14 protein-coding genes are annotated in these 16,755 nt (G+C 50.7%); 13 read left to right on the plus strand and 1 reads right to left on the minus strand.

The window, feature by feature from the left end; all coding sequences use genetic code 11:
• Nucleotides 1–17: 17 nt before the first annotated feature.
• The 13 genes from purF to ACTS9Y_RS13085 all read left to right on the plus strand — a co-directional run bounded on the left by purF (nucleotide 18) and on the right by ACTS9Y_RS13085 (nucleotide 15,890).
• Nucleotides 18–1,553 carry an amidophosphoribosyltransferase gene (purF, locus tag ACTS9Y_RS13025; RefSeq protein WP_442586359.1) on the plus strand — a complete coding sequence of 512 codons (1,536 nt, stop codon included), beginning with the start codon at nucleotides 18–20 and terminating at the stop codon, nucleotides 1,551–1,553.
• A 209-nt stretch (nucleotides 1,554–1,762) separates the two neighbouring features.
• On the plus strand, nucleotides 1,763–2,950 hold the full coding sequence (locus tag ACTS9Y_RS13030; RefSeq protein ID WP_442586360.1) for an O-succinylhomoserine sulfhydrylase: 1,188 nt from the start codon (nucleotides 1,763–1,765) through the stop codon (nucleotides 2,948–2,950).
• A gap of 251 nt (nucleotides 2,951–3,201) precedes the next feature.
• Nucleotides 3,202–5,781, plus strand: a complete 2,580-nt coding sequence (gene gyrA, locus ACTS9Y_RS13035; protein ID WP_442586361.1) for a DNA gyrase subunit A — start codon at nucleotides 3,202–3,204, stop codon at nucleotides 5,779–5,781.
• 24 nt (nucleotides 5,782–5,805) lie between these two features.
• Entirely contained in the window at nucleotides 5,806–6,885 is a 1,080-nt protein-coding gene (gene serC, locus ACTS9Y_RS13040) for a 3-phosphoserine/phosphohydroxythreonine transaminase (RefSeq protein WP_442586362.1), read from the plus strand.
• 23 nt (nucleotides 6,886–6,908) lie between these two features.
• The gene (pheA, locus tag ACTS9Y_RS13045) at nucleotides 6,909–7,991 is read left to right on the plus strand and encodes a prephenate dehydratase (RefSeq protein ID WP_442586363.1); all 1,083 of its coding nucleotides are present in this window, start codon (nucleotides 6,909–6,911) and stop codon (nucleotides 7,989–7,991) included.
• Nucleotides 7,992–8,017: 26 nt separating this feature from the next.
• Complete coding sequence (hisC, locus tag ACTS9Y_RS13050; protein ID WP_442586364.1) at nucleotides 8,018–9,139, plus strand: histidinol-phosphate transaminase; 1,122 nt, start codon at nucleotides 8,018–8,020, stop codon at nucleotides 9,137–9,139.
• On the plus strand, nucleotides 9,136–10,218 hold the full coding sequence (locus tag ACTS9Y_RS13055; protein ID WP_442586365.1) for a 3-deoxy-7-phosphoheptulonate synthase: 1,083 nt from the start codon (nucleotides 9,136–9,138) through the stop codon (nucleotides 10,216–10,218). The genes hisC and ACTS9Y_RS13055 overlap by 4 nt, the downstream gene beginning before the upstream one ends.
• A gap of 287 nt (nucleotides 10,219–10,505) precedes the next feature.
• Nucleotides 10,506–11,447 carry a pyrroloquinoline quinone biosynthesis protein PqqB gene (gene pqqB / locus ACTS9Y_RS13060; RefSeq protein ID WP_442586366.1) on the plus strand — a complete coding sequence of 314 codons (942 nt, stop codon included), beginning with the start codon at nucleotides 10,506–10,508 and terminating at the stop codon, nucleotides 11,445–11,447.
• Between the two features lie 9 nt (nucleotides 11,448–11,456).
• Entirely contained in the window at nucleotides 11,457–12,221 is a 765-nt protein-coding gene (gene pqqC / locus ACTS9Y_RS13065; RefSeq protein ID WP_442586367.1) for a pyrroloquinoline-quinone synthase PqqC, read from the plus strand.
• 29 nt (nucleotides 12,222–12,250) lie between these two features.
• Entirely contained in the window at nucleotides 12,251–12,535 is a 285-nt protein-coding gene (gene pqqD / locus ACTS9Y_RS13070) for a pyrroloquinoline quinone biosynthesis peptide chaperone PqqD (RefSeq protein ID WP_442586949.1), read from the plus strand.
• A gap of 17 nt (nucleotides 12,536–12,552) precedes the next feature.
• Nucleotides 12,553–13,734 (plus strand): pyrroloquinoline quinone biosynthesis protein PqqE, encoded by a 1,182-nt coding sequence (pqqE, locus tag ACTS9Y_RS13075; RefSeq protein WP_442586368.1) that lies wholly within the window; start codon nucleotides 12,553–12,555, stop codon nucleotides 13,732–13,734.
• A gap of 125 nt (nucleotides 13,735–13,859) precedes the next feature.
• A complete protein-coding gene (locus tag ACTS9Y_RS13080) occupies nucleotides 13,860–15,047 on the plus strand; it encodes a multidrug effflux MFS transporter (RefSeq protein ID WP_442586369.1) in 1,188 nt (395 codons plus the stop codon).
• Between the two features lie 147 nt (nucleotides 15,048–15,194).
• Nucleotides 15,195–15,890, plus strand: coding sequence for a hypothetical protein (locus tag ACTS9Y_RS13085; RefSeq protein WP_442586370.1), 696 nt, complete (start codon nucleotides 15,195–15,197; stop codon nucleotides 15,888–15,890).
• Between the two features lie 51 nt (nucleotides 15,891–15,941).
• Here the strand turns inward: ACTS9Y_RS13085 and ACTS9Y_RS13090 are convergent, their stop codons facing one another.
• On the minus strand, nucleotides 15,942–16,745 hold the full coding sequence (locus tag ACTS9Y_RS13090) for a pyruvate, water dikinase regulatory protein (protein WP_442586371.1): 804 nt from the start codon (nucleotides 16,743–16,745) through the stop codon (nucleotides 15,942–15,944).
• Nucleotides 16,746–16,755 lie beyond the last annotated feature (10 nt).

Genomic DNA, 16,755 nt, shown 5'->3' on the forward strand with positions numbered 1-16,755 from the left:
TTGGATAGGATGTCGCTATGTGTGGAATTATCGGTATTGTAGGTAAAAACCCGGTGAACCAGTTGTTGTATGACGGGTTGCTGGTGCTACAGCATCGCGGGCAAGACGCAGCAGGGATCGTGACTTGCGATGGGAATACTTTCCATATGCATAAAAATAATGGCCTGGTAAAAGACGTATTTCATACCCGCCATATGCGCAATCTGGCCGGTAATGTAGGCATCGCCCATGTGCGTTATCCTACCGCTGGTTCCTCCAGTGCGGCAGAAGCACAACCGTTTTATGTGAACTCTCCATTTGGTATCGTGCTTGGCCACAATGGCAACCTGACCAATTCTGAGCAACTGAAGTCTGAAATGTTCAGGCAAGATCTGCGTCATATCAACACCAGTTCAGACTCAGAAGTATTGCTCAACGTGTTGGCACACGAAATTGAAGCCACTTCGAAAAGTGCTTTGCTGAACAGCGATATGGTATTTGATGCCGTTGCCGGTGTGCACAGACGTTGCAAAGGCGCCTATGCCGTGGTCGCCATGATTGCCAACTTCGGTCTGCTGGCTTTCCGTGACCCGCACGGCATACGCCCATTGGTGATCGGCAAACAGGAAACCAGCAAGGGAGTCGAGTACATCGTGGCTTCTGAAAGCGTTGCCCTCGATGTACTGGGCTTTAAGTTGCTGCGCGATGTTGAGCCTGGAGAAGCCGTGTTTATTGATATGGATGGCAACTTGTTCAGCCGTCAGTGCGCCACGAATCCTAAACTGACCTCCTGTATTTTTGAATATGTATACCTGGCGCGTCCTGACTCTGTCATTGATGGCGTGTCTGTGTACCAGACCCGCCTGGATATGGGTACTTTGCTGGGTGAAAAAATCAAGCGCGAATGGGCAGATAAACAAATCGACGTGGTGATCCCTATCCCGGATACCAGCCGCCCAAGTGCTTTGCAATTAGGCATTTCACTAGGCCTGGATTACCGTGAAGGCTTTATCAAAAACCGCTATATCGGCCGTACCTTCATTATGCCTGGCCAGGCATTGCGTAAAAAATCTGTACGCCAGAAACTCAACCCTATCGGTATTGAGTTCAAAGGTAAAAACGTCTTACTGGTCGATGACTCAATAGTGCGTGGCACCACCTCACAACAGATCGTGCAAATGGCACGTGATGCAGGCGCCAATAAAGTCTACTTCGCTTCTGCCGCGCCACCGGTGCGTTACCCGAATGTGTACGGTATCGATATGCCTAGCCGTGATGAATTGCTGGCAACCAACCGGACTGACGAAGAAATCTGTGCTGAAATCGGCGCCGATGCGTTGATTTATCAGGACCTAGACGCATTGAGAGAAAGCATCACCAAATCGAACCCGCATCTGACTGAGTTCGATTGCAGCTGTTTTGATGGTAAATATGTCACCGGCGATGTGGATGCCGCTTACCTGAACCGTATTGAGGCAGCACGTAGCGATTTCAACAAGAAACAGCCACCGCCAAACTCAACCACCCAGCTGGATTTAAATTTGTTATCGACCGATTTGGTGGGCGTGGAGTAAGCCTTGACAGGCGCCTGCAAAAGGCGTTTAATGAAATTGCGCTGATTTGAGTGGCGAACTTTAACCGAAGCCGAACTCAGCTTGCGAGCGCATTATAAATCCTGCTAAAGCGAGAGCCCAAAGACCCGTTTTAGCGCAATGCTAAAGCGGGTTTTTTATTGTCTTTAGTTTTTATTGAAAGATTCAAGATAGTTGGAAGATTAAGATATATGAACGATGAATACCATTTGGAAACACTGGCAGTACGCGCAGGCTCATTGACAACTGAGTTTGGTGAAAACTCTGAAGCCCTGTTCCTGAACTCCAGTTTCCGCTTTAAGAATGCAGCACAGGCAGCTGCCAGATTCGGCGGGACTGAGCCCGGCAATATTTACTCCCGCTTCACTAACCCAACCGTGACCATGTTCCAGGATAAACTGGCCGCCCTGGAAGGCGCAGAGCAATGCGTGGCGACTGCCAGCGGCATGGCTGCTATCCTGGCCTGCATCATGGGGATTTGCAGCGCTGGTGACCATGTGGTTGCATCCCGCAGTGTGTTTGGCACCACGGTACAACTGTTTTCCAACATCCTCAAACGTTGGGGACTGGAAGTAACGCTGGTATCACTGACCGATGTTGAAGCATGGAAAGCCGCTGCCAAACCGAATACCAAATTGTTTTTTGCCGAAACGCCTTCCAACCCGTTGACCGAAGTTGGCGATATCGCCAGACTGGCGGAGGAGGCGCACGCTGCAGGCGCCTATCTGGCGATTGATAATTGCTTCTGCACCCCGGCATTGCAACAACCGTTAAAACTGGGCGCAGATATTGTGATCCACTCGGCGACTAAATACATCGATGGCCAGGGCAGGGTGCTGGGTGGCGCGGTTTTGGGTAACAAGACACTGATGGAGCCGGTTTATGGCTTTTTGCGCACGGCTGGTGTCACCATGAGTGCTTTCAATGCCTGGGTGTTCGTCAAAGGCATGGAAACCCTGCAGATACGTATGGAAGCACACGCATTACGTGCGCTGGCAATCGCGCAATGGCTGGAGCAACAGCCGCGCGTGGCACGTGTGTATTACCCTGGTTTGCCGTCGCACCCGCAATATGCGTTGGCGCAAAAGCAGCAAAGGTTGGGTGGCGGTATCGTCACCTTTGAAGTCAAGCCGCGGGCTGGGCAAAGTGAGCAGGAAGCCGCCTGGGAATTGATAGATGCGACAAAGCTGATTTCGATTACCGCCAATCTGGGCGATGCAAAATCGACCATCACGCACCCGGCCACGACGACGCATAGCCGCGTCACGGCGGAAGCGCGTGCAGAAGCTGGCATCAGGGATAACCTGGTGCGTATTGCGGTAGGGTTGGAGCATGTAGAAGATTTAAAAGCCGATTTGAAATTGCTGGCCCAGGCTTAATCTCGTTTCAAAAATAGCGGTTTATCGTACTGCCGTCAGTGGGCATTGCGATAAACCGTTTTCATTTATGCACAGTTTTACATCACGTCACCGCTGCGTTTCAAAAGCCGGAGATTCCAATTCTTCTTTCTCGTAGTCCTTTTCTTGCCCGCAGGCACAATCTGGGCCATTTTAGCCGTGTTTAAACCAGCCAGAGCCAGCTAAATATGCTAAAATCGCGAGATAACTTTTAACTATAAAATGGGTCAAGAATGAGTCAGTCTCCCGATCAGTTTGCTAAAGAAACCCTGCCTATCAGTCTCGAAGACGAGATGCGCCGCAGTTATCTTGATTACGCCATGAGCGTGATTGTTGGTCGTGCTTTACCAGATGTGCGTGATGGCCTCAAACCAGTACATAGGCGTGTGCTGTTCGCCATGCACGAGCTGTCCAATGACTATAACAAGCCATACAAGAAGTCTGCGCGTATTGTCGGTGACGTGATCGGTAAGTACCACCCGCACGGTGATACGGCGGTATATGACACGATAGTGCGTATGGCGCAGCATTTCTCCCTGCGTTATATGCTGGTCGATGGCCAGGGTAACTTCGGTTCGGTGGATGGCGATAACGCAGCGGCGATGCGGTATACGGAAATCCGTATGTCCAAAATCGCACACGAACTGCTGGCGGATATCGAGAAAGAAACCGTCGATTTTGGCCCTAACTATGACGGCAGCGAGCAAGAACCGCTGATCATGCCTACCCGTATCCCTAACCTGCTGATCAACGGCAGCTCGGGAATCGCTGTGGGTATGGCGACCAACATTCCACCGCACAACCTGAATGAAGTGCTGGACGGCTGTTTTGCCTTGCTGAAAAACCCTGAAATCAGTATTGATGAACTGATTGAGTATATTCCGGCACCTGATTTCCCAACTGCGGGCATTATTTACGGCACAGTCGGCGTCAAAGAGGGTTACCGCACTGGCCGTGGCCGTGTGGTCATGCGTGGCCGTACCCACTTTGAAGACCTGGATAAAGGCGGTCGCCAGTCAATTATCATTGATGAACTGCCATATCAGGTCAACAAGAAAACCCTGATCGAGAAGATCGCCGAGCTGGTGAACGAGAAGAAGATCGAAGGTATTTCTGACCTGCGCGATGAGTCGGATAAGTCCGGCATGCGCGTGGTGATCGAGCTGAAACGCGGCGAAGTGCCTGAAGTCATTCTCAACAACCTGTACAAGCAAACCCAGTTACAAGATACGTTCGGCATGAACATGGTCGCGCTGATGGACGGCCAGCCACGCCTGCTTAACCTGAAGCAGATGCTGGAAGCCTTCCTGCGCCATCGCCGTGAAGTGGTGACGCGCCGCACCGTGTTTGAACTGCGTAAAGCGCGTGACCGTGGCCATGTGCTGGAAGGCCTGGCTGTTGCGTTAGCCAATGTGGATGAGATGATTGCCATCATCAAGGCTGCGCCAACGCCTCCGGAAGCGAAAAAAGAATTGATGGCCCGTGACTGGCATTCCACCGTGGTGGAAGAAATGCTTCAACGCGCAGCCATGGAAGCATCACGCCCAGAAGGCTTGTCGGTAGACTTTGGCCTGACGCCAAATGGCTACCGCTTGTCAGATGTGCAGGCACAGGAAATCCTGCAGATGCGTCTGCAACGCCTGACTGGCCTGGAACAAGACAAGATCGTCACCGAATACAAAGAAGTGATGGATATCATCGCCGATTTGCTGGACATCCTGGCCAAGCCTGAGCGTGTCACAGCCATTATTGTCGAAGAGCTGAACGAGATCCAGAAACAGTTTGGCGACAAACGTCGTTCCGAGATCGAACACAACACGCAAGACCTGTCGCTGGAAGACCTGATCACGCCGCAAGATGTGGTGGTGACCTTGTCGCACACTGGCTATGTGAAATCACAGCCTTTGGATGAATACCGCGCCCAGCGCCGTGGTGGCCGTGGCAAGCAGGCGGCAGCGACTAAAGAAGATGACTTTATCGACAAGATGTTTGTAGCGAACACGCATGACTACATCTTGTGCTTCAGCAGCCGTGGCCGTGTCTACTGGCTCAAAGTCTATGAAGTACCGCAAGGCAGCCGTGTCAGCCGTGGCAAACCGATCGTGAACCTGTTCCCGTTGGAAGAGGGCGAGAAGATCAACGCCATTCTGCCGGTGAAAGAGTTCGACGAGAACCATTATGTATTCATGGCGACGTCTATGGGTACGGTGAAGAAAACAGCCTTGACCGAATTCTCCAATCCACGTAAATCCGGCATTATCGCGATCAACCTCGATGATAACGATTACCTGATCGGTGCCGAAGTGACCAATGGCAAGAATGACATTGTGCTGGTATCCAATGGTGGTAAAGCGGTCTGGTTCACCGAGGATGATGTGCGTCCTATGGGTCGTGCAACCCGTGGCGTACGTGGCATGAAACTGGCGGCTAAACAACGCGTGCTTTCCTTGCTGATTGCTGAGAATGACCAGCAATCTGTCCTGGTGGCTACTGAAAACGGTTATGGTAAACGCACGGTACTGTCAGAGTTCCGTCACTCCGGCCGCGGTACGCAGGGTGTGAAAGCTATTGCCATCAGCGAACGTAATGGCCTGGCTGTTGCGGCAAGACTGGTGACGGCTGATGATGAGATCATGCTGATCACCACTGGTGGTGTATTGATCCGTACCCGCGTGAAAGAGATCCGCGATATGGGGCGTGCGGCACAAGGTGTGACGCTGATTAACCTGGGTGAAGGCGAGAAACTTTCCGGTTTAGAGAAGATTGTAGAAACCGACGAAGTTGAAGGCGAAGAAGACGGAAACGAAGAGTAACCAGATCCAAGAGTAACTAGAATTATGACGAAGATTTTTAATTTTTCTGCAGGCCCGGCAGTATTGCCGAAACCCGTTCTGGAGCGCGCACAAGCTGAAATGCTGGATTGGCATGGCAGTGGCATGAGTGTGATGGAAATGTCACACCGCGGCAAAGAGTTCACCAGCATCCTGGAAAAAACAGAAGCGGATTTACACCAGTTGCTGGCGATTCCGGCTAATTATAAAGTGCTGTTTTTGCAGGGCGGTGCGATTGCTGAAAACGCCATCATTCCCATGAATTTGCTCAATGGCAAATCGGCAGACTACGTAGTCACCGGTTCCTGGAGCAAGCGCAGTGTCAAGGATGCAAAAGCCTACGGCCAGATCAATATCGCGGCCTCGGCTGAGGCAGATGGTTTCACGCATGTGCCCGCATTTGCTGACTGGCAGCTAAATCGTGATGCAGCCTATGTGCATTATTGCACCAATGAAACCATCAACGGTGTCGAGTTTCTCGATGTGCCTGATACGCACGGGGTGCCTATTGTGGCGGATATGTCTTCGCATATCCTTTCACGCCCGATTGATGTTTCAAAATATGGTGTGATTTATGGCGGCGCACAAAAAAATATCGGCCCTGCCGGTTTGTGCCTGGTGATTGTGCGTGAAGACTTGCTGGAACAGGCTTCGCCGCTCACGCCAGCGGTGTTCCACTGGAAAACGCAGGCAGAAAACCAGAGCATGATCAATACGCCACCTACCTACAGCATTTACATTGCCGGGCTGGTATTTGAATGGTTGCTAGCACAAGGCGGGGTAGAGGCGATTGAGAAAATCAATATCGCCAAGGCCAAGCTGTTGTACGACTACGTAGATCAAACCGAGTTTTACTATAATCCTATACAACCAGCATACCGTTCACGCATGAATATTCCATTCCGTTTGCGTGATGAGAACCTGAATGATGCATTCCTCAAAGAGGCTGGCGCACGTGGATTATTGCAATTGAAAGGCCACCGTTCAGTCGGTGGTATGCGTGCCAGTATTTATAATGCCATGCCGATTGAAGGCGTTCAGGCATTAGTGGCTTTCATGCAGGAATTCGAAAAGAATAATTCTTAATTAACATTAAGTATAAGTTTTAAATGTCTGATTTATTAAAACAATTTAGAGATAAGATTGACGCCATCGATGCGCAGGTATTGGCATTGGTGAATGAGCGCGCCAAGCTGGCACGCGAAATCGGCCATTTAAAAAATGATGGTGTCATCTACCGCCCTGAGCGTGAGGCGCAAATCATCCGTCGCCTGCAGACTGAGAATGACGGGCCATTGTCTCCGGAAGCGGTGAGCCATATTTTCCGTGCCGTGATGTCAAATTGCCGTGCACTGGAAAAAGAGCTGTCGATCGCTTTTTTAGGCCCATTAGGCACTTATAGCGAAGAGGCGGCTTTAAAGCAATTTGGTGAAGGGCGCCAGGCGGTAGTCTGTGCCAGCATAGATGAAGTATTCCGCACGGTGGAAGCAGGCCAGGCGGATTACGGCATTGTGCCGGTTGAAAACTCGACCGAGGGTGCTGTTGGCATTACCCTGGATTTGTTGCTGGCGAGTGCTTTGCAGGTCGTCGGTGAAGTGACCTTACCAGTACACCACTGCTTATTGTCTGCGCAAGAGGATATCTCACAGATATCACACGTATTCGGGCATGCGCAGTCACTGTCGCAATGCCATGAGTGGCTGAATAAAATCTTGCCTAATGTTGAGCGTGAGGCGGTAGTGAGTAATGCCCGTGCCGCGCAGATGATCCATGAACTGGTGGCCAGCCAGGGTACTTTTGCGGCAGCGATCGCCAGCAAACGCGCTGCGGAATTATTCGACTTACATATCCTTGCTGAAAATATCGAGGATGACCCCAAAAACACCACACGCTTTTTGGTGCTGGGTAGTCACGGCGTTGCGCCGTCAGGGCAAGACAAAACTTCATTGGTCATGAGCGCCCACAATAAGCCGGGCGCAGTGTTGCAGCTACTTGAGCCACTGTCACGCCATGGTGTCAGTATGACTAAACTGGAATCCCGGCCTTCGCGTCAAAATTTGTGGAACTACGTATTTTTTGTCGATATTGAAGGGCATCAGCAAGCGCCTAATGTGCAAGCCGCACTCAAGGAACTGGCTGACCGCTCCACCTTTCTTAAAGTGTTGGGTTCTTACCCAACCGCCATTATTTAACTATTCAATATTTAACTGGCCAAACTATGTCTGATGCATCACGCCTGTCTGAGTTGTCACAATTAGCCCCTGCGAATATCCGCGCCATCGCGCCTTATCAGGGTGGCAAGCCTATTAGCGAGCTGGCCCGTGAAATGGGCCTGAACGAAGCCGATATCGTCAAACTGGCTTCCAATGAGAACCCTTTGGGCATGAGCCCGAAAGCGCAAATGGCGCTGGAAGAGGCCATTTATGAAATCGCGCGCTATCCGGATGGCAACAGTTTTGCCTTGCGCGACGCTGTCAGTCATAAATATGCGGTGAAGCCAGCGCAGATTGTGTTTGGCAATGGATCTAACGACATTCTGGAGTTGGCCGCGCGTGCTTTTCTGACAGCAGGCGACGAAGTGATCTATTCGCAGCACGCGTTTGCCGTCTACCCGTTAGTCACGCAGGCTGCTGGTGCTACTGGTGTGGTGGTCCCTGCGATTGCGTATGGGCATGATTTGGCTGGCTTTTTAAAAGCCATTACGCCCAAAACCAAACTGATTTTTGTGGCTAACCCGAATAACCCAACCGGCACGCTGATAGCCAAAGCCGAATTGAAAGCCTTTTTACAAAAAGTGCCCAGTCATATCGTGGTCGTGCTCGATGAGGCATATGATGAGTATTTGTCGGTCGCGGATAAATCAGAAGCCATCAGCTGGCTGGCTGAGTTTGATCACCTGATTATTTCGCGTACCTTCTCCAAGGCTTACGGTCTGGCCGGGTTGCGCGTAGGGTTTGGCCTGATGCATACTGCATTGGCCGACTTGATGAATCGTGTACGCCAGCCTTTTAACGTCAATAGCCTGGCGCAAGTGGCGGCCACGGTGTCGTTGCACGATGAGGATTTCGTGTCACGCAGCTATGCTGCGAACCAGGCTGGCATGACGCAAATCACGCAAGGGTTAACCAAGCTGGGGCTTAGCTTTATTCCCTCGTTTGGCAACTTTGTCAGCTTTAAAGTGACCAATGCTAGCGCTGTGAATCAGGCTTTGTTGAAGCAGGGCGTGATTGTACGGCCGGTAGCCAATTATGAAATGCCGGATTACCTGCGTGTGAGTATCGGCTTGTTTAGTGAAAACGCACGTTTTCTCGAAGTGCTGGAACAGATTTTAAAGTCATGAATGCATACGAAAAACTAGCTACCGACGACGTTCGGGTGCTTGAAATCAAACCACTGGTCAAGCCAGCGGAGCTCTTGTCACGCCTGCAGGAAAGCACTGCCAGCACCCAGAATATCCTGAAAACACGCACAGCGATTCATCATATCCTGCATCAGGGCGATGACCGCCTGGTCGTCATCGTCGGCCCGTGCTCTATCCATGATACCGAGGCTGGCCTGGAATACGCAAAGCGGCTGGTAGAAGTGCGTAATCGTTTGGGCAATGAACTGCTAATTGTGATGCGCGTTTATTTTGAAAAACCGCGTACGACTGTGGGCTGGAAAGGGCTGATCAATGACCCGCACCTGGATGGCACTTACGATATCAACGCAGGCCTGGAAAAGGCGCGCCGCTTTTTGCTGGAAGTGAACGAAATCGGCATGCCGGCAGCGACTGAGTTCCTGGATGTGGTCTCACCCCAATACACTGCGGACCTGGTCAGCTGGGGCGCCATCGGCGCACGCACGACTGAATCACAGATTCATCGCGAACTGGCTTCAGGCTTATCTTGCCCGGTCGGTTTCAAAAATGGCACTGATGGTGGCGCCAAGGTCGCCATTGATGCGATTAAAACCGCTGCCAGCCCGCACCACTTCTTGTCAGTGACTAAAGAAGGTGAGTCTGGCATTTTTGCGACCAAGGGTAATGAAGACTGCCACGTGATCCTGCGCGGCGGTAAATTGCCTAACTATGATGCACAAAGCATCTCTGAAGTGTGCAATCAGCTGGCCGATGCCGGTTTGGCGCCAGTATTAATGGTGGATTGCAGTCATGGCAATAGCCAGAAACTGTATAAAAACCAGATGGCAGTGGTTGCGGATGTCTCCGGGCAGATCGCCAATGGCGATAGCCGGATTATCGGCGTGATGCTGGAATCGCACCTCAACGAAGGTCGCCAGGACCACACACCAGGCTGCACACTTAACTACGGGCAGTCTATTACGGATGCCTGTCTGGGTTGGGAAGACTCAGTGACAGTGCTTGAAGCATTAGCTGCCGCCGTCAAAGCACGCCGCGACAAGCTGGCCGAGCAGGAATAACAAGCTTTAAGTCATACATCAACCGCACAGAAGTTTGTGCGGTTTTTTTGTTTTTATAGCGGCCAGAACACCGGGCTCATGAAAATCATGAGCAGGGAATCATTGTCAGTAGCAGGGTGTTCTTGCAACCCATGCGTATGATGCCAGTCATACCAGTAAGGCAGTGGCGATGTAGCAAGTAAGCACATTTGACCACGCCAGTGTTACCTGAAGAGTTCTCAACGACGATCAGGTAATTATTGTATGATGACCTGCAAGGTCTATAACCATTAAAACAAGAAGCGATTATGTATATACACGTGTTGGGTGCTGGTGCTGGCGGGGGGTTCCCGCAATGGAACTGTAACTGTGAGAATTGTGATGGTTTGCGTAAAGGCACGATCAAGGCCACACGTCGCACACAGTCTTCTATTTGTGTCTCTAGCAATGGCGTTGATTGGGTCTTATTCAATACCTCGCCAGATATTCTGCAGCAAATCCAGGAATTCCCGCCCCTGCAACCTGGCCGTGCCATCCGCGATAGCGGTATTCAGGCCATTATTTTAATAGATGCCCAGATTGACCATACCACCGGCTTGTTCATGCTGCGTGAAGGCCAGGTAAAACGTGAAATCTACTGTACCAAAATGGTCTATGAAGACCTCACTAGTGGTAACCAGATCCTGAATATCCTTGGCCATTACTGCGGTGTTAACCATCACGAAATCGAGATTGATGGCGATGATGTCAGTCATGCCAATCACTTTGAAATCCCAGGTGTGCCTGACCTGCGCTTTACCGCAGTTGCACTCAAGAGTGCCGCGCCACCATATTCCCCCCACCGTAATGACCCACACCCAGGCGATACCATAGGCGTATTGATTGAACAGATCTCAACCGGTAAAAAATGCTGGTACTCGCCAGGCCTGGCTGAAATAGAACCGCACTTGCCACCATTGATGAATCAGGCGGATTGCATCATGGTTGATGGCACCTTCTGGACTAATACCGAAATGCTGGATATGGGGCTAATGACCAAAACTGCCCGCAGTATCGGCCATAACCCGCAATCAGGGCCTGGCGGCATGATAGAAGAACTGGATAAATTCGGTACGCTTAAGCCAGTGCGTAAGGTACTGATTCATATCAACAATACCAACCCGATTTTAAGGGAAGATTCCGCCGAGCGCGCGATACTTGACGATCACAAGATCGAAGTCGCGTATGACGGTATGGATATCATTCTTTAGGAGAACAACATGAACGCAGTGACGCAGGCGCAGTTGCCATGGACACGTGAAGAGTTTGAAGCAAAGCTACGTGAAAAAGGGCAGGGCTACCATATCTATCATCCATTCCATGTGATGATGTATGAGGGCAAACTGACCAAAGAACAATTGCAATGCTGGGTGGCCAACCGTTTTTACTACCAGATTGCCATCCCGATGAAGGATGCGGCGATTTTATCCAATTGCCCGGACAAAGAAGTACGCAAGCAGTGGATAGTGCGCATTACCGACCATGACGGTGTTGATGACCAGATCGGTGGTATTGAAGCATGGATCAAGCTGGGCGAAGCAGTAGGCCTGTCGCGTGAACAAGTGACCAGCCTTGAACTGGTGTCGCCAGGCGTGCGTTTTGCGGTGGATGCCTACGTCAATTTTGCCAAGCAGCGCCCGTGGCAGGAAAGTGTCTGTTCCAGCCTGACCGAGCTGTTTGCACCGCACATTCACCAGCAACGCATCAGCTCCTGGCCAAGCATGTACCCCTGGGTGAAAGAAGAAGGCCTGATGTATTTTAAAAAACGCCTGACAGAAGCCCGCCGTGATGTAGAGCAGGGCTTAAGCGTGACTCTGGATTACTTTAGTACCTCGCGTGAAATGCAGTTGAAAGCACTGGACATCCTGCAATTCAAGCTCAATGTGTTGTGGGTGGTTGCGGATTCAATCATGCTGGCTTCGACCGAGATTAAAACCGAAGGGCGTGATTATTTACGCCAGCCAGTGATCAAGATTGAAGGCTGATTTTAATCCCAAGATTTGAAAGTTTAATGATGGAAAACAATATTCAGCACGCCGATATCTATGCAATCGCTTTTCACCATCGGTTTCAGTGGGAAGAAGCGCAACAGAGCTACGTCATCCTGTTTCCCGAAGGCATGGTGAAATTGCATGGCGGGGCAGGCGAGATTTTAAAGCGCGTTGATGGCAAGGCGACTGTGGGTGATATCGTCGTCGAGTTGAAAACTGCTTTTCCGGATGCAGAAGGTATTGAAGCCGATATTCTCGGCATGTTTGACCTGGCTGTAGGCAAAGCCTGGTTACGCAAGGTGAATTAATCCGTAAGGAGCGCATCATGGCACAATTAAATAATGGCGTGGCAGCAAATGTGACACAGAAACAACCACTATGGTTGTTGGCAGAAGTGACTTACCGTTGCCCGCTGCACTGTGCTTTTTGTTACAACCCGACTGATTATGACAAACACACCAAAAATGAGTTAAGCACCGAGCAATGGATCAATGCCCTGCGCGATGCACGCAAAATGGGTGCGATCCAGTTAGGCATTTCTGGTGGTGAGCCCTTGTTGCGAGATGATATCGAAGAGATTGTGGCCGAGGCGCACAAGCTTGGTTACTACAGCAACCTGATCACTTCCGGTGTCGGCCTGACTGAAAAACGCATACAGGCGTTTAAAGAAGGCGGCCTGGATCATATTCAGCTTTCCATGCATGATGTGACTGAGGATATCAGTAACTTTATTACCGATACGCGTACTTTCGAGTTGAAGAAAAAAGTGGCCGCCATGATTAAAGCGCATGGCTACCCCATGGTGCTGAATGTGGTGATACACCGCTACAATATCGACCAGGTCGGCAAAATCCTGGATATGGCAGAAGCACTGGGCGCCGACTATGTTGAACTGGCCAATACCCAGTACTACGGCTGGAGCCTGGTCAATCGTGACCAGTTGATGCCTACCCGTGAACAATTAAACAACGCTGAAGCGGCGACCAATGCTTTCAGGGAACGTGTAGGCAACAAAATGAAAGTGTTTTTTGTGGTGCCGGATTATTTTGCCGATCGCCCGAAAAAATGCATGAATGGCTGGGGTGAAGTTTTCATGATCGTCACTGCTAATGGTGATGTATTGCCTTGCCACTCTGCGCGTGTATTACCCGGCATGACTTTCCCTAACGTGCGTGAAAATGGCCTGGAATGGGCCTGGAAAGAATCACCAGCGTTTACAAAATATCGGGGCAAGGACTGGATGAAAGAACCTTGCCGTAGCTGTGATGAGCAGGATAATGACCTGGGCGGCTGCCGTTGCCAGTCCTATATACTCAGCGGCGATGCCGAGATGGCCGATCCGGTCTGTACCAAGTCACCTAATCGCCATTTGATTGATGAGGCGTTACTGAGCTCACAAAACCCCTTAGTGCGTGAGCAACCGATTATTTTCCGCACCGATAAAAACTCCAAAAAATATGTGGCAGGCGATAAAGAAAGAGTCGAGCAATTTCACGCCTTGCCCTGACCGTATCAGGCATATGCTTTATAATCAGCGGGCGCATTTTGCGCCTGTTGTTTTTTCATGCGTGATTTCATCGCCTGTGATTGTTCCTGATCTATTTTAAATAGATCCTTTCTGAAAGAATCTGAGTGCAGCATTCGGTATTACTGGTCTATGTTTTAGCAGCGCTGGCTGCGTTGGCGCCTTTCGCGATAGATACTTATCTGCCTGCCTTCCATGTCATGGCCGATTCATTGCAAGCCGACCCACTCTCCATACAACAGAGCCTGACTTTCTACCTGCTGCCATATGCGGTGATGACCTTGTGTCACGGCGCGGTCTCAGACGCTGTGGGCCGTATCACGACTATTAAATGGGGGCTGGCTATTTTTATCCTCGCCAGTATAGGTTGTGCTTTTGCCCCCAATGTAGAAACACTATGGTTATTCCGCGCCTTGCAGGGCATGAGTGGCGGGGCAGGGAATACCGTTGCCCGCGCCATGGTGCGCGATTTATTTGATGGTCCGCAAGCGCAGCGCGTGATGGCCACCATGCAAATGCTGTTCGGTATTGCACCGGCCATTGCGCCTATCCTGGGCGGCGTATTGCTAGGCATACACTGGCAAGCCATTTTCATTTTTCTGGCCTTGTATGCAGCCGTGACATTATGGTCGGCATTGCGCTACTTGCCCGAAACCATGCCTGCCGCACACAGAGTGCGCTTCTCGGTACGCAACATCACACAGACTTATGGAAAGATGCTGGGTAACCGTCAGTTTCTTATCCTGACTGCCTGCGTCGGCCTGAATTTCTCCGCTTTTTTCATCTATGTACTGGCCAGCCCGGTGTTCCTGGTCGAGCATTTACATTTGACCAGCCAGCAATTCGGTTTTTTATTTATTCCAACCGTGGCAGGCATGATGTCCGGGTCCTGGCTTGCCAGACACACAGCCGGTAAGTTTTCTCCAGCTCGCACCATACGCTGGGCATTTGCCTGGATGGTGCTGGTGGCTATCCTCAATGTGGTGATACAAATGATTTATGCCGGTGAACCCCTCTGGTGGATGGCGATATTACCGATTGCTTTATTCAATGTGGGCATGGCCACGGTCGTGCCTATACTCTCTATCGCCGCGCTGGACTTTTACCCGAAATCACGCGGTACGGCAGCCTCGGCCCAGGCGTTTATACAAATGGTGTGCTCTACAGTGAGCTCAGCGATCATCGTGCCTCTGGTATGGCATTCAACCCTCAGCATGTCGGTAGCCATGCTGGGCATGACGCTGGTCAGTACGCTGCTCATGCTCATGATTCACCGCCGCTTTAAACCTGCCTGAGTATAAGTGCCATGCACTCAAACTGTGCAAATGTCGGGCCTTTCTGGATTTAATCGCGTATTTGAAATCCCAGCTGTTCCTTTAAGATAGTTGTGTAAATAACTGTTCAAACAACAGTATCAACTAGAAAAGCAGATGGGAGCATCAATGGAAGTATCCAGAGAAGAAGAAGCACAAAAAGCCTACGTTAAACTGCTTACCGGTCAGGGTGTGAGCCAGCGCATGTTAATCCAGCGTGAATTCACCATCATTCGCCTGAGTGCGTTTTTAAAAGATATTCCATGTGCGGGGAGTGAATACCGCCAGGCGGTGGATCGCTTTATCGCCAGCATTGATACTGCTGAAATCCCTATGGTATTGCCGGTAGTGCGTGAGTTCTTCTCATTCTGGATGCGCGATATCAAAGCCATTGCCGCCATGAGCCAGGCCAAGGTATTTAACGGCAATGCGCCTATGGTGACCACCACACAGGACGAACTGTTCAAGCATTGGTATGACCTGGACAAGACTATGATGTCAACGGCTGAAAAAATCGTGATGGAAGCTTTCCTGAGCGCTTCAGAAACTAAAGGTCTTGACCCTGCTGCATTCAAAGAGCGCATGCGCATGGCGAAGTGTCTGTTAGTGTCGCTGCGCCAGGTGCCGCACAAACAATCACATAGCTACCGTCAAACGGTGGATAGAAACCTGCCATTGTTTAATGCACTAGGCACACAACATGCATTTTTAAGTGTAGCACGTGAGTTTTATTATTTCTGGCGTGGGGATATGTTGAAACCACAGCAGTTGCAGGCGCAGGTTAAACCACAGGTCAAAACGCGCGCTTTGGCGATGGCTGCCTAAACAGCAAGTCTGCGTCCTCTCTGAGGGCTTACAGGAAAAAAACCGCCAGCCTTAGCGCTGGCGAATTTTTTGCAGGATCAGCGCAGAAAGCTCTTCGATAGAGCGGCTGGTTGAGTCAGCCCAGGTGATGCCATAACGCCGCATCATGTCTTCTGCTTTTTCGATTTCCTTGCGGCAGTTGTCCAGTGAAGCATAGAAGCTGTCCGGACGGCGCTCACTACGCACTGAATGCAAGCGTTCCGGCTTAATGGTCAGGCCAAAAATCTTATCAATGTTTTTTTCAACAGCTGCCGGAAACGCGCCGCGCTCAAAATCTTCCGGAATCAATGGGTAGTTGGCCGCTTTGATGCCGAACTGCATTGCCAGGTAGATGCTCGTTGGCGTCTTGCCACAGCGCGAAACACCGATCAGGATCACTTCAGCTTCATCGAGGCCGGTATTCGTCATGCCGTCATCATGGTTAAGCGTGAAATTAATCGCTTCCATACGCTCATGGTAGCTGTTGCCCATAGAACTATAAGCAATACTGGCGCCTGTGAGCGGCTCCTGGTTGAGCTCAGAACCCAGCGGGTAGATAAATCGGTGGAACAGGTCAATAAAGTAGGCATTGGCCTGCTTCAGGCGATTGCGATGTTCGCCATTACCTACCGACATGATCACAATCGGGCGGATGCCGTCCTGGTCTGCGACTTTCTGGATATGCTCGAAACCAGCTTGCACCTTTTCATCATTATCGGTGAAGGGCAGGCGGGTAGTGGTGAATTTGGTGTTCGGAAAATGTTCCAGCAGCTTGCTCAAGGCACCCGCAGTAATCCCCGTACCATCAGAAATAATAAAAACAGAACGGTGATTCATGCGATTGCCT

Origin of the sequence: Methylophilus sp. (assembly GCF_052173275.1) — a bacterium.
Lineage (GTDB): Bacteria > Pseudomonadota > Gammaproteobacteria > Burkholderiales > Methylophilaceae > Methylophilus.